At 55.4% G+C, this 12,160-nt stretch carries 13 protein-coding genes; 7 read left to right on the top strand and 6 right to left on the bottom strand.

Going from position 1 to position 12,160, the window contains the following annotated elements; all coding sequences use genetic code 11:
- Positions 1-42 precede the first annotated feature (42 nt).
- The 3 genes from P1U45_RS14630 (at position 43) to P1U45_RS14620 (ending at position 3,584) form a co-directional block, all read left to right on the top strand.
- Positions 43-369 carry a hypothetical protein gene (locus P1U45_RS14630; RefSeq protein ID WP_301059744.1) on the top strand — a complete coding sequence of 109 codons (327 nt, stop codon included), beginning with the start codon at positions 43-45 and terminating at the stop codon, positions 367-369.
- A 104-nt stretch (positions 370-473) separates the two neighbouring features.
- Positions 474-2,423, top strand: a complete 1,950-nt coding sequence (locus tag P1U45_RS14625) for an alpha/beta fold hydrolase (protein ID WP_301059743.1) — start codon at positions 474-476, stop codon at positions 2,421-2,423.
- A 177-nt stretch (positions 2,424-2,600) separates the two neighbouring features.
- Positions 2,601-3,584 carry a malate dehydrogenase gene (locus tag P1U45_RS14620; protein WP_301059742.1) on the top strand — a complete coding sequence of 328 codons (984 nt, stop codon included), beginning with the start codon at positions 2,601-2,603 and terminating at the stop codon, positions 3,582-3,584.
- Between the two features lie 55 nt (positions 3,585-3,639).
- Here P1U45_RS14620 and P1U45_RS14615 read toward each other — a convergent pair whose 3' ends face one another.
- On the bottom strand, positions 3,640-4,227 hold the full coding sequence (locus P1U45_RS14615; protein WP_301059741.1) for a PilZ domain-containing protein: 588 nt from the start codon (positions 4,225-4,227) through the stop codon (positions 3,640-3,642).
- Positions 4,228-4,345: 118 nt separating this feature from the next.
- On the opposite strand from P1U45_RS14615, the gene P1U45_RS14610 reads away from it, so the two are divergent.
- Positions 4,346-5,956, top strand: a complete 1,611-nt coding sequence (locus tag P1U45_RS14610) for a choline dehydrogenase (protein WP_301059740.1) — start codon at positions 4,346-4,348, stop codon at positions 5,954-5,956.
- 22 nt (positions 5,957-5,978) lie between these two features.
- On the opposite strand, the gene P1U45_RS14605 is transcribed toward P1U45_RS14610, so the two are convergent.
- Complete coding sequence (locus P1U45_RS14605; RefSeq protein ID WP_301059739.1) at positions 5,979-6,521, bottom strand: PAS domain-containing protein; 543 nt, start codon at positions 6,519-6,521, stop codon at positions 5,979-5,981.
- 178 nt (positions 6,522-6,699) lie between these two features.
- On the opposite strand from P1U45_RS14605, the gene P1U45_RS14600 reads away from it, so the two are divergent.
- Positions 6,700-7,599 carry a hypothetical protein gene (locus P1U45_RS14600; RefSeq protein WP_301059738.1) on the top strand — a complete coding sequence of 300 codons (900 nt, stop codon included), beginning with the start codon at positions 6,700-6,702 and terminating at the stop codon, positions 7,597-7,599.
- 166 nt (positions 7,600-7,765) lie between these two features.
- On the opposite strand, the gene hfaD is transcribed toward P1U45_RS14600, so the two are convergent.
- Genes hfaD through hfaA form a run of 3 tightly spaced genes read right to left on the bottom strand, consistent with a single transcriptional unit; the run spans position 7,766 to position 10,522 of the window.
- The gene (gene hfaD / locus P1U45_RS14595; RefSeq protein ID WP_301059737.1) at positions 7,766-9,046 is read right to left on the bottom strand and encodes a holdfast anchor protein HfaD; all 1,281 of its coding nucleotides are present in this window, start codon (positions 9,044-9,046) and stop codon (positions 7,766-7,768) included.
- A 53-nt stretch (positions 9,047-9,099) separates the two neighbouring features.
- Entirely contained in the window at positions 9,100-10,104 is a 1,005-nt protein-coding gene (gene hfaB, locus P1U45_RS14590; protein ID WP_301059736.1) for a holdfast anchoring protein HfaB, read from the bottom strand.
- Positions 10,097-10,522 (bottom strand): holdfast anchoring protein HfaA, encoded by a 426-nt coding sequence (gene hfaA, locus P1U45_RS14585; protein ID WP_301059735.1) that lies wholly within the window; start codon positions 10,520-10,522, stop codon positions 10,097-10,099. Before hfaA ends, hfaB begins: the two co-directional genes overlap by 8 nt.
- Positions 10,523-10,834: 312 nt before the next feature.
- Here hfaA and P1U45_RS14580 point away from each other — a divergent pair, with 312 nt between their 5' ends.
- Together P1U45_RS14580 and P1U45_RS14575 are read left to right on the top strand one after the other, a co-directional pair.
- Positions 10,835-11,080 carry a YdcH family protein gene (locus tag P1U45_RS14580; protein ID WP_301059734.1) on the top strand — a complete coding sequence of 82 codons (246 nt, stop codon included), beginning with the start codon at positions 10,835-10,837 and terminating at the stop codon, positions 11,078-11,080.
- Positions 11,081-11,250: 170 nt separating this feature from the next.
- Positions 11,251-11,682, top strand: coding sequence for a CBS domain-containing protein (locus tag P1U45_RS14575; RefSeq protein ID WP_293608593.1), 432 nt, complete (start codon positions 11,251-11,253; stop codon positions 11,680-11,682).
- 159 nt (positions 11,683-11,841) lie between these two features.
- Here the strand turns inward: P1U45_RS14575 and P1U45_RS14570 are convergent.
- Positions 11,842-12,160, bottom strand: a 319-nt coding sequence (locus P1U45_RS14570; RefSeq protein WP_301059733.1) for a hypothetical protein, incomplete at its 5' end; no start/stop codon positions are given.

Genomic DNA, 12,160 nt, shown 5'->3' with positions numbered 1-12,160 from the left:
CTGGCGCAGACCGTGGTAGTGTGTTCGCCGAAAGGTGAGCTCATGCCCAAGCTCGTTAAATTCCTGATATTCCACGCCTTGCTCGGATTCGTCATCGCGCTTGCCGGTGTGCTCGTGATTTTGGCGCTGGATATTGCGAGCCTTCGGACGTTGATCATGTCATCCGATGTGAAATGGATGGCGGCGTTTGCGCTCATCTTCCTGATGACGATCACCATTGCGTCGGTCACCATGGGCGTTGCCGTGATGCGGCTGCCTTATGATGATGACGATGATGATTTGCCGGGCGGCGGGCTGCGCCAGCACGATATTGGCGGAATGATCCTCGGGCATCACATTCTGCAGCCTGCAAAAATCCGGCGTCCATAGCCGCTCTGCCTGAGATTCAGGCTGGGCCTCGCTTTCTTCTAAACAGGGTTTGCCATGGCGAATTTGCCAGCATAGCCTCGCTGACAGGGAAATGGAGAAGGTAGATGACTTTCAAGACAGCGCTCGCAAGCGTGAGCATTCTGGGGCTGTTGGCTGCGTGCGGGCCAACAACGACCGAACCTGCAACCGACACAAGTGCAGCCGAAGCGGTGGAAACAACGGCAACCGCACTGCCTGAATACGATGCGGCCGCGTTCTTTGATACGGTTTCGCTCGGCAATACATCGCCAAGCGGTTTCGCATTTTCGACGGATGGTTCGAAAGTCCTGATCAGCTCCGATGAGACGGGCATCTACAATGCCTACACAATCGATATCGAAACGGGCGAGCAGGTCGCGCTGACGGATAGCACGGTCGATTCAATCTATGTCGACTCGTTCTTCCCGAATGACGAACGCATTCTCTACAACGCTGACAATGGCGGCGATGAGCTGAACCATGTGTTTGTTCGCGAGCTTGATGGCACTGTTACGGATCTGACGCCGGCTGAGAATACCAAAGCCGGCTTTATGGGCTGGAGCGATGATGGCAGTACATTCTATGTCATCACCAATGAGCGTGATCCGCGCTTCTTCGACGTCTACGCCTATAGCGCAGAAGACTATTCACGCGAAATGATCCTAGAGAACAATGATGGCTACAGCCCGGCCGAAGTGTCCTCTGATGGCGCCTACATTGCGCTGGGGCGTGAGCGGACAGCAGCTGATTCCGATGTCTTCCTGTATGAAGTTGCCACTGGCGAAATGACGCTTGTGACCGAGCATGAGGGCAATATTGCCTACGGTGTGTACGGCTTTACGCCGGATAATTCGGCTCTGGTCTATGCGACGAACGAATTCGGTGAGTTCAATCAGGCTTGGGAGTACGGCATCGAGTCAGGCGAGAAAACCGAACTCCTCAGCGCCGACTGGGACGTTTCTTATGTGAGCTTCTCGCCGTCAGGTGATTATCGCGTGCATGGCGTGAATGCTGATGGCCGCACTGAAGTGGAAATCACGGCTATCGGTGATGTCGATTTCCCGGGCCTCGATATTCCTCAAGGGCAGATTGGCGGCGTTCGGTTTAATCAGGATGAGACAAAGATCGCCTTCATGCTGAGCCGTGACACGTCTCCAAACAATCTTATGGTTGTTGATCTGGCAACCGGCGAGGCTGAGCAACTGACCAACACGCTGAACCCTGCCATCGACGAAGAAGTTCTCGTAGACGCACAGATCGTGCGCTATCCGAGCTTTGACGGTCTCGAAATTCCAAGCATCCTCTATGTGCCGCATGGCGCGTCGGCAGAAAATCCGGTTCCGGCACTCGTCTGGGTGCATGGCGGACCAGGCGGACAGACACGCGCAGGCTATTCTGCGACCATCCAGCATCTGGTGAACCATGGCTATGCCGTTCTGGGCGCGAACAATCGTGGCTCATCCGGTTATGGCAAAACCTTCTATCACATGGATGACCGTCGCCATGGTGAAGTCGACCTACAGGATATCGTCTATGGCGAGCGTTGGCTTGCTGAACAGGACTGGGTGAACCCTGATCAGATCGGCATTATCGGTGGCTCTTACGGCGGCTATATGGTCGGTGCGGCGCTCGCGTTTGAACCTGACGTCTTCAAAGTCGGCGTGAATATTTTTGGTGTCATGAACTGGGTGCGCACTCTGGAAAGCATCCCGCCTTGGTGGGAAAGCTTCCGCGAGGCGCTCTACGACGAGATGGGTGATCCTGCGACCGACGGCGAACGTCACCGCGCAATTTCTCCGCTCTTCCATGCGGAGAATATTCAGGTGCCGCTTCTGGTGGTGCAGGGTGCAAACGATCCGCGCGTTCTGCAGGTGGAAAGCGACGAGATTGTTGAAGCCGTCCGTGAAAACGGCGTTCCGGTGGAATACGTGATCTTCCCCGATGAGGGGCATGGCTTCTCGAAACGGGAAAACCGGATCACCGCCTCGGAGGCTTTTGTAAGTTTCCTCGACACCTATCTGGTCGGCGAAGAGTAAATCCTAAGAGCCCCGTCAGTCACTGGCGGGGCTTTTTCTTTCATATTCCTTCAACTTTTGTCGCGTGTGAGGTGAAATTTCGCGCGCGCGCTCGTGAGGACTATCGACTCTTTCAATTCAGGCTTATAAGCCCGTCGCACAGAACGTTTCCACAGAATGAGCTAGAGAGGATATCTCATGAAAGAACCAGTTCGCGTTGCGATTACAGGTGCAGCGGGCCAGATCGGCTACGCGCTTCTTTTCCGTATTGCTTCAGGTGCAATGCTTGGCCCGGACCAGCCGGTTATCCTTCAGCTCCTCGAGATCACGCCAGCACTCGGCGCGCTCGAAGGCGTTTGCATGGAGCTGAACGACTGCGCATTCCCGACACTCGCGGGCATCGTTCCAACTGACGATCCAAACGTTGCTTTCAAAGACGCTGACTACGCTCTGCTCGTAGGCGCTATGCCACGTAAAGCAGGCATGGAGCGTAAAGACCTGCTCGAAGCAAACGGCGGCATCTTTGGTCCACAAGGTAAAGCCCTCAATGATCACGCTAGCCGTGACGTGAAGGTTCTCGTTGTTGGTAACCCTGCGAACACAAACGCGCTGATCGCTCAGCAGAACGCACCAGACCTCGACCCGGGCTGCTTCCACGCAATGGTTCGTCTCGACCATAACCGCGCGATGAGCCAGCTGGCTGAGAAGACCGGTACGCACAACACAGATATCAAAAACATGATCATCTGGGGCAACCACTCTTCTACGCAGTATCCGGACATCCATCACTGCACAGTCAAAGGCGGCGCTGCGAAGCCGATGGTTGACGAAGCATGGTACACAGACACGTTCATTCCGGACGTTCAGCAACGTGGTGCGGCGATCATTAAAGCACGCGGCGCGTCTTCTGCTGCGTCTGCGGCATCTGCTGCTATCGACCACATGCGCGACTGGGCTCTCGGCACACAAGACGGCGAGTGGGTATCTATGGCTGTTCCGTCCGATGGTTCTTACGGCATCGAGCCAGGCATCATCTACGGCTACCCTTGCACATGCAAAGACGGCAAATACGAAATCGTTCAGGGCCTCGAAATCAACGAGTTCTCCCGTGCGAAAATGGACGCGACAGAAGCTGAGCTCCGTGAAGAGCGCGCAGCTGTTGAAGGCCTGTTCGGCAAATAAGCTTTCCGGAAACGGTTTTGAAAAGGCGGGCTTCGGCTCGCCTTTTTTTATTGCGCTATAGCGTGAATTCGACGGCAAAGCCGCCATCAAGCCAGCGCGCAACTGTGCCTTTACGGATGCCGCACGTGACGCTTTCGCCAATAAACGGGCGCTCGTCTTTCGTTTTGACGGCCACACCCGTCAGCGACATATCCATGACATTGCAGGAGAGGGTACGCCCGTCTTCACATGTGACCGTGAGATCGCCCGATGCGGCGACGCGCTCGGCCATGCGTTCTTCTTCCAGCCCGAGGCGATCCTTATTGATCAACCACGTTATCTGGTCAGCCATTCGGTCTCGCTTGGCTTCGGAGATATCAAACGCGAAGGCGACATTATCGCCACTGACGCGAGCGACCTGACCTTCAAACCGACCGAGAAATTTAAAATAGCAGACGAGCTGATCGCCATGGCGCAAACGGGTCTCCGTCTGAAAGTGGACGCCACTCGTTGAGACGTTCATAGTCATACCGTGACCCTCGACATCCGAGGCCGTTATGAACTTAACCGGTATGCGAAGTTTTGCGCGCGCATTCAGGCGGCGATCGCGCTTTCGCACCGTCACGGCAGAGCCGGGCGGAGAGAGGATTATGTCCTGCGCCATGCCGTTAGGTAACCCTTCCCACCAAGGTTAAAAAAGATGACTCCCGCGTCAGTTTAGCTTGCTGGTCCTAAGAAATGCCTTACCATCGAGAAAAATATTATGAGGGAGAGAGACGCAGATGGCTCAGTCAAATGCGGGATATGACTATATCATCGTGGGCGCGGGCAGCGCCGGTTGCACGCTGGCAGGGCGGCTGACCGAGGACCCGAATATCCGGGTCGCGCTGATCGAAGCGGGTAAAAAAGACGATTCACTGCTGGTTCGTATGCCAGCTGGTGTTGGCAATCTGATCGGTGACCAGAACGATTATAACTGGGGCTTCTGGACCGCGCCGCAAAAGCATCTGAACAATCGCAAGCTCTGGTGGCCGCGCGGCAAAGGCTGGGGCGGGTCATCCTCGATCAACGGGATGATCTATATTCGCGGCCATGCCGGTGACTATGATCAATGGCGTCAGATGGGGCTGAATGGCTGGGGCTATGATGATGTCCTGCCATACTTTAAAAAATCCGAGACGCTGGATAAGGGCGCAGATGAATTCCATGGTGGCGAGGGACCGCTCCAGGTCTCTACCAGCGCTGCCAGCGAGCCGCTTTATGAAGCCTTTATCGAAGCCGGCAAGGCGTCCGGTTATCCGTACACGCCTGACTTTAACGGTGCGCAGCAGGAAGGTGTTGGCCCGTATCAGCTGACAATTCATGACGGTGAGCGCTGGAGCGCGAGTTTCGCGTATCTGCGTCCGGCGCTGGAGCGTCCAAACCTGACGGTTATCTCCACGGGCCGCGTCACCAAAGTGCTGGTAGAGAACGGAAAGGCGGTCGGTGTCGAGTATGTAGCAGGCAAGCGCGGTGTGCCGGAACAGGTCTACGCCGATGCGGAAGTTCTGGTTTGTGCCGGTGCGGTACAGTCTCCGCAGATTCTCCAGCTCTCAGGCCTCGGCAAGGCGGATGATCTGCGCGCGCAGGGTATCGACGTGAAGGCTGATCTGCCGGGTGTCGGCGCGAACCTGCAGGACCATCTCGACATCTCTATGGTCTATAAATGCTCGCAGAAGATCACGGCTTACAGCAAGCAGTCCGGCATCAAAAAGCTGTTCGTCGGTCTGAACTATATGCTTCGTAAACAGGGGCCGGGCCGCGATAATTTCCTGCAGGCAGGTGGCTTCCTGAAATCCCGCGAAGGCTTGGATCGTCCGGACATCCAGCTGCACTTTGTGAACGCGGCTATGATCGATCACGGTAAGGGCGATGCAGATTATGATGGCTTCACCATCCATGCCTGCCAGTTGCGTCCGGAAAGCCGCGGTACAGTCGGACTGACTTCGGCAGATCCGTTTGCAGACCCGCTGATCGATGCAAACTATCTGGATAGTCAGGAAGACATGCGGGTCATGCGCGAGTCTGTGAAGATGAGCCGTGAGATCGCCTATCAGGCTGCGTTTGATGAGTACCGCGCGTCGGAAGTTCTGCCTGCCAAAGCGCCGGAATCAGATGCCGATATTAATGACTTCATTCGTGCGAATGCGGAGACGATCTATCACCCGGTCGGCACGGTTCGCATGGGTGCTGACGATGCTGCGCCTCTGGATGATCAACTGCGTGTTCGCGGCGTTGACGGACTTCGTGTGGTGGATGCGTCTGTCATGCCGACGCTGATCGGTGGCAATACAAACGCGCCAACCATTATGATTGCAGAAAAAACGGCCGACCTGTTAAAGGCCGGCCGGTAGTGTCCCCCGCATAAGTGAGCGTCTACTCGTTGCTTGCAACGAGGCGGAGCTGAGGTTCTTCCCGCGGGGCTTCCGGCGGGAAGATAGCGCCAACACTGTGGCGCCAGATCGGACGGCCGGCGAGAAGACCTTCGCCGCCAAGCATTTGATAAAGGCCGAGAATACGGTCTGCATTCGTGGTCGGTGAGCGAAGCGGAGCCAATGCAACTTCGATCTCGACAACCTGACCTGAAAGGGTTTCGGCGCGGCCACGGATGATGCCCGGTGCAGAGCCGTAACGAACGGCATCCAGCTGTGCGCCAACCAGAGACATGTCGCGTCCACGCCATAGCTTCAGGAAGTCATGGTCTAGAAGTTCGCGGCCGATGACATTGTGAATGTCCTTACCGGCATTGGCGAACGTCCAGATGCCATCTTCCGAGTGACGCAGAACGAAAAGGCTGCCGAGAAGATTCGGAAAGTCTTCGATTTTCGGATCAGCAGTGTTCTGGTCCGCATTCGAGGATAGGCGTCGCCACGCATCAATAATTGCACGCGTGTGAGGATGAGCTGCCCGATCTAGCATTATGTGTGTCTCTTTGGCTTCGAGTTCATGATTTCTGATCTGGAAAGGCAAAGTCTGGGCCAACCCGTAAACGGTTTATCCATGGGTGAGGGGTATAAAAACGGTGCAAGCTTCGCGTCGTGGGGGAAGAAAGCACGATTTATGTGCCTTTCCAGACGACTTTTCAGGGAGACGCCGCATGCATGTATCATGGCGACACACATTGGCGACGGGTAGTGCGCTCGCAGCTCTGACGCTGGCAGCACCAGCTTTTGCGCAGAGCGATTGCTGCACGCCGCCGCCAGACTGCTGTAATGGCGGGTCGCACAACATCACGCCGCCGGGCATTTCGATTCCGAGCCCGAACATTGTTTATACGCCGGGCTCTGCGCGCACGGGTACAGAGTACGTTTATGAGGGCTCAGGCAGTTATTCTCAGAGCGGCTATGTTTCAAATCGCGACTCTCGGACGACCTTCTACGCAAACGGTAGCTACATTCCGATGGCGGATCCAATTCCGCAAACAACGCTCAGCCTGAACGTTGCCGGATCACAGCAAGTCGTTGAAACCGTTGAAGAGCAGATCGCAGTCGAAGAAGAGATCTGCGCGCCGCGCGTTATCTTCGAAATGGCAACGGCAGCTATTCAGGCGACATGTATTGATGCTACGGGCACGCCGCATCCGGCATCGCGCGTAGATGATACTGAACTTGTGCCATCTGAATACACTGGTGAGCTTTATCGCTGTATGGCGGGTACGAGCATGCAGGTCATGATTGGCGAAGTCATTGATGGACAGGCCAGCTTCCAACATGCGTCCGGCTTTAGCTGTGCGCCTGGTGAAGCGCTCGTGCACAGCCCGCTTGAAGGTCTGATGTGCGCGCCGCAGGTTCCACAGCGTAATTGTAACGAACGTTCGCTTCTGCGTCGCTATGGCCCTGGCATTAAAGTGGTTCAGACCCGCGTTCAGCGCGAGATCTGTGAGCCGCAAATCCAGACACGTTATGAGACGGTCGAACGTGAAGTTATGGTGCAGCGCCCGCTGCCACAGACGTCTATCACACTTGATGGTGGTGTCGGTCAGTATCTCGGCGAGTAACGTCAGCCGCAGATAGAACGAATTTTTGAAAGCCTTCGGCCTCGGACCGGAGGCTTTTTTCGTATGTACTTGCGAGAGGGCGGGGGCCAAAGAAAAACGCCCCGCACCAATGGTCCGGAGCGTTTCTTCACCCAACGCCTCAACGGGCGCTTTTTATATTCAGAGATTACTGGTTCGCAGCAGTCGACTGATAGGTCGAAGAGTTGCCGATCGCATTGGCTGCGCCAGACGCATAACCGCCAAGGCCGGAATTCACTGTGCCGCTGGCGACGATGTTGCCATCATTGCGCTGCTGCGTGCTGCCATAAAGTGTCGTGTCAGGTCCGCAGGTCCGGCAAAGGGCTGCTGTTGCTGCGTTACCAATTGCAGTTGCGCTCGCATAGCCGACGCTGCCATCCGGCGATACGCCGCCGTTGAAGCTGGCCGTCGCAGAAACCTGGCCCTGATTGTTCTGGACGGCATAGAGGCCGGTATCAGATCCGATATTGGAAATGAGCGCAGAGTTGCCGACGCCATAAGACGTAGAACCTGAAGGGCCTGTCCAGTTGGTGAGCGTGACGGCTGAGTCAGCGTCGACTGCAGCACCGTTATACTGGAAGACTTCCGAGCCATCGCGGCCGAGCGTTGCAAAGCCCCATTCATTGTCGACTTCAGTGCTGTTACCAGCAGCGCTGGCTGAAGCAGCAACATTGTTGGCGTAGGCCACAGTCGCGTCAGCCTGAGCTGAAACCGATGTGCCGTCAGCCATCGTCTGAACTGCGCCAGTAAAGCTTGTTGTCGTGCTGCCGGTCGCAAGATGTGAGTTGCCCGTCGCAACAGAGCCGAGCGCGGCGAAATCTGTCACCGTATCGAATGTGCCGGTCGTTGTGGCTGATACGTTGGCATTGCCGGTCTGGGTCTGGAAGCCGCGATTCTCACCGTTCACATTGTGATTCTGGGAAACGTTCGCTGCCGCCGTGGTGTTTGCGGAGACGCCATCAACGACCAGAAGGTTCGTCGTGGAGTCGGCGCTCACGTCATTATTGCTGGTCTGCGTGATGTAATGAAACGTCGAGCCATTTGAGGTCGAAGTCGTCGCAGAGTTGCCGTAAGCGGTTGTTTCGCTGCTCGCGCCATTGCCGCCGCCATAGACCGACCCTCCGGTGAGGGAGGTAGACGCGGACACGGTGCCGTCCTGTTGCTGGACGCCATCGAAATCAATGTCGTTGTCGATAGATTCAGCTGTCGAGATATTGCCCGTCGCAATCGCAGAAGCCGACGCATTCGGTTCTGTGTCTGCAATAACGACATTCATATCAGCAAAGACGTTGCCGAGAATGACCTGATCAATCACCACCACGTCCGCGCCAGGCGCTGGATCGGGAAATACTTCCTGTGCGAATGCCGGCGCTGAGGCGAGGGCCATCAGCGCGGTGCCTGTCAGAAGTCTGGTCGTGATATGGCGCATAATGTGCGCTCCTTCAGGTGTTTTAAGTCAGAGCCCGTAAAGCCTGTGGCCGCCTATTGGCGACCACGAAGTGCTGTGCGCAGGGCGCGGTCACGGTTTTCGTTCCAGCGCGCATCGTCGTCACGCGTAGACGCGTTGTTCGTGCCAATGCTTGGTGGAACCAGCGTAAAGCCGCCGGACGCGCCAGTTGTTGTAACCATATCGCCGCCAATGCACGCATCCGGTCCTGGAATTCCGTAAAGTGTCGCTGTCATTTCAACGACTGCACGTTCGACAACAGAGCGGATTGCCAGCTGGATTGGTTCCTGAGCACGTTCGCCGAGACCGACGTCAAACACGTTGCCGTTCAGGAAGTCGAACACGCCAGCTGAGATTTCACGGCCGATGATCTGCTTCTGATAAGAGATGACATCAACGACTTCGAGAGACTGTGTGTCGACGAGGCGAAGATCGAGGCCGACATTGATCACGAACATGCGGTTCGTGAATGTGCCGTTCAGGTCTTCAATGTCCTGATCGCCAGCATAAGCTTCGAGACCGAATGAACGGATATTGTAGTTCATCTCGGTGATGCCGCCGACGAGATAATAGTCAGAGCCCGGAATGGAGCCTGCGTGAATCTCGCGGAAGTTTGCACCATCGTCGCTGATGAGACGGTTGTTTGTATAAGTGAGCTCAAGCTCGGATACAGATGTATCGAAACGCTCGACAAGGCTGACGCCGGCTTTCGCGAAAGCAGAGATCGCCATGAGAGACGCGCCCTGAGTGACGCGGCGGCCACCTTCAAGGTCGGCTTTGCCTGTATAGTCGAGGATACGGCCAACGGCGACGCGCGGTGCGCGCAGATTGTTGACGGATGCATAGTTCGCAAGACAGTTCAGAGCCGTGGAATACGGTGTCGGGTTCGTTGTCACCGGTGCGTTGCCAATCGGCGCAGTATAGTTACCGCGCGGGCCTGCTACCGGGCTGACACAACCGGCGAGCGCGAGAGCGCCGACCGTAGCGAGAGCGACGAACTTGGTGGCGTTACGCTTCTGCGATTTCACAAAGTTACTCATTGTTAGCCTGCTCTCCGTTCAGAATAGCGGTCTGGTTGCCATTATTGATTTGTGTGCTGTCGATAATGATCGTGTTGTTGTTGCCGTTCGTGATGACGTTCAGCTGGTTACCGATAGCCATGTTGTAGCCCAGCATGCCGGAACCGGAGGTCGCGCCCCAGGGCGTGTTCATGCCGGTGCCCAGTGTTGAATATGTGCTGGAATTGATGATGCGTCCGTCGATGACGAGCCGGTTTCCGGCTGAATCGCGAGTAGTCGGATCATAAGGCGTCTCAGCCAGACCCAGCCCCATGCCATAAGGCACTTCAAACTGACCGGAGAACTGTGCTGCCTGTCCATGTGCAGCGGACGTCATGCTGAAGCCGGTCGCAGCAATTGCGATCATGCCAGCAGAGAGTGTCTTTGCGCTGTACTTCATACTTAATCCCCATTCGCGGGGGGAGGCGTAGTGCAGAGGAATCTGCAGCCCGCAAGCCACCCCGTCTCGACGTGCGATAATCCTGTTCAATATCGCTTCTACGGGGAAAAGACGGATTTTAAGTTAAGATACGTGTGAAACTGCGTTCCGAAGCATCAGTTATCGTTAAGAAATTTCGAGGGCGTTTCATTGCGGGACGCATCTCGCAGGCGCCGAACCTGACTTACTCATTATGCGGCCTGCGCGTTTTTGACCAATGGTGCGGCTCAATAAAACTCCCAATATTTATACGGATAATTAAGGGAGCTTTTCATGAGCCATACACCACACGAACTGACTGAAGAATTTCCTGAGGCTGCAGAGCTGATCCACAAGCTCAAAACCAGTGATGCTCACTTTGCAAAACTGGCTGACGCGTATCACGATATCAATCGCGATATTCACCGGGCTGAAACGAAGGTGGAGCCCGTGAGCGATCTGGCAGAAGAAGACATGCGAAAGCAGCGTATGAAGCTGAAAGACGAGATCGCAAAAATGCTGCGGGACTCTGCCGCTTAGCGAACCTCAAAATCAGCTTGGCATCACGCTCTGTATATAGAGTGATAAATACCAGTACGCGGGACCCGGGCTTGCCTCCTGATTCCCGCGTGGCTTGCCTGAAAACGCGTTTAAGCGCACTCTCCTTACTATAAGGCCCGAAAGAGGCCGTCAGGGTAGGAGACTTGGATATGAAACTTTTCAACATTCTCAACGATAAAGGTCGCGATATCGTTGCGCTCGATCCGCGTATGGATTTGCAGGAAGCCGCGCGCATTCTTGATTCCAAGAGAATCGGCGCCGCTGTTGCCGTGAATGCGTCGGGTAAACTCGTCGGCATGTTGTCCGAACGGGATATTGTAAGGCTTATCGCAGAGAAGGGCGCAGATGCGCTGCAGCTGACCGTCGCTGATGTGATGACTCGCAATGTCATCACGGCAAGCCCGGATACGTCTATTGAAGACGGCCTGGAGCGTATGACCGACCGCAGGATTCGTCACCTTCCGGTTATGGATGGCGATAAGCTTGTCGGAATCGTTTCGATCGGAGATCTCGTGAAACAGAAGATTTCCGTGGCTGAGGCCGAAGCCGAAGCGATGAAACAGTACATTGTCGCAGGCTGAGATCGAAGTTGGCGGGCAGGGCGTTATGCGTCTGGCCCGCAAATTCCCTGCTATCAGGGTTTATCCACACGGCCTCCACAGCTGTGGAAAAGAAAACGCATTTTCATGCAAAAAAGCCCTTGCCGAGTCAGAAGTACGAGGCTTATAAGCGCCCCTTCTTCAGTCAACGACGCGAACGCGCCGGTCACTTATTGAGGCCGACACGGGAGTTTCTTTGTCACTTTCGCTGGGTAAACGGACTAACCGTTCTTCTGGTAAAAAGAGAAAAAGATGGTTGACTGCGGAGATTGAGGAGAGTATCAACGATCCTCTTCTCCAGTCGAAGCGCTCTCGGGTGCGAAACAAATTAAACGTTTCGCTCTGAGTGTTTTTGACGCCTGAATTTGAGGTTTTCTGCTCCGCAGAAAAAATTGAAAAAGGCTTCAAAAGAGTGGTTGACTGGATGGATTGAGGGGCATATATCCCGCTCCTCGCCGAG

The organism is Ponticaulis sp., from assembly GCF_029210165.1.
In the GTDB taxonomy this organism is placed as follows: domain Bacteria; phylum Pseudomonadota; class Alphaproteobacteria; order Caulobacterales; family Hyphomonadaceae; genus Ponticaulis.
Note: the sequence above shows the minus strand (reverse complement) of the source record. Positions and strands in the feature narration are given on the sequence as shown.

Excerpts from the sequence above, each read along its gene's own strand:
- P1U45_RS14630 (WP_301059744.1), top strand. The coding sequence starts at position 43 with ATGCCCAAGCTCGTTAAATTCCTGATATTCCACGCCTTGCTCGGATTC.
- P1U45_RS14615 (WP_301059741.1), bottom strand. The coding sequence starts at position 4,227 with ATGGCGCAGGACATAATCCTCTCTCCGCCCGGCTCTGCCGTGACGGTG.
- P1U45_RS14620 (WP_301059742.1), top strand. The coding sequence starts at position 2,601 with ATGAAAGAACCAGTTCGCGTTGCGATTACAGGTGCAGCGGGCCAGATC.
- P1U45_RS14580 (WP_301059734.1), top strand. The coding sequence starts at position 10,835 with ATGAGCCATACACCACACGAACTGACTGAAGAATTTCCTGAGGCTGCA.
- hfaB (WP_301059736.1), bottom strand. The coding sequence starts at position 10,104 with ATGAGTAACTTTGTGAAATCGCAGAAGCGTAACGCCACCAAGTTCGTC.
- P1U45_RS14575 (WP_293608593.1), top strand. The coding sequence starts at position 11,251 with ATGAAACTTTTCAACATTCTCAACGATAAAGGTCGCGATATCGTTGCG.
- P1U45_RS14610 (WP_301059740.1), top strand. The coding sequence starts at position 4,346 with ATGGCTCAGTCAAATGCGGGATATGACTATATCATCGTGGGCGCGGGC.
- hfaD (WP_301059737.1), bottom strand. The coding sequence starts at position 9,046 with ATGCGCCATATCACGACCAGACTTCTGACAGGCACCGCGCTGATGGCC.
- P1U45_RS14600 (WP_301059738.1), top strand. The coding sequence starts at position 6,700 with ATGCATGTATCATGGCGACACACATTGGCGACGGGTAGTGCGCTCGCA.
- hfaA (WP_301059735.1), bottom strand. The coding sequence starts at position 10,522 with ATGAAGTACAGCGCAAAGACACTCTCTGCTGGCATGATCGCAATTGCT.
- P1U45_RS14605 (WP_301059739.1), bottom strand. The coding sequence starts at position 6,521 with ATGCTAGATCGGGCAGCTCATCCTCACACGCGTGCAATTATTGATGCG.
- P1U45_RS14625 (WP_301059743.1), top strand. The coding sequence starts at position 474 with ATGACTTTCAAGACAGCGCTCGCAAGCGTGAGCATTCTGGGGCTGTTG.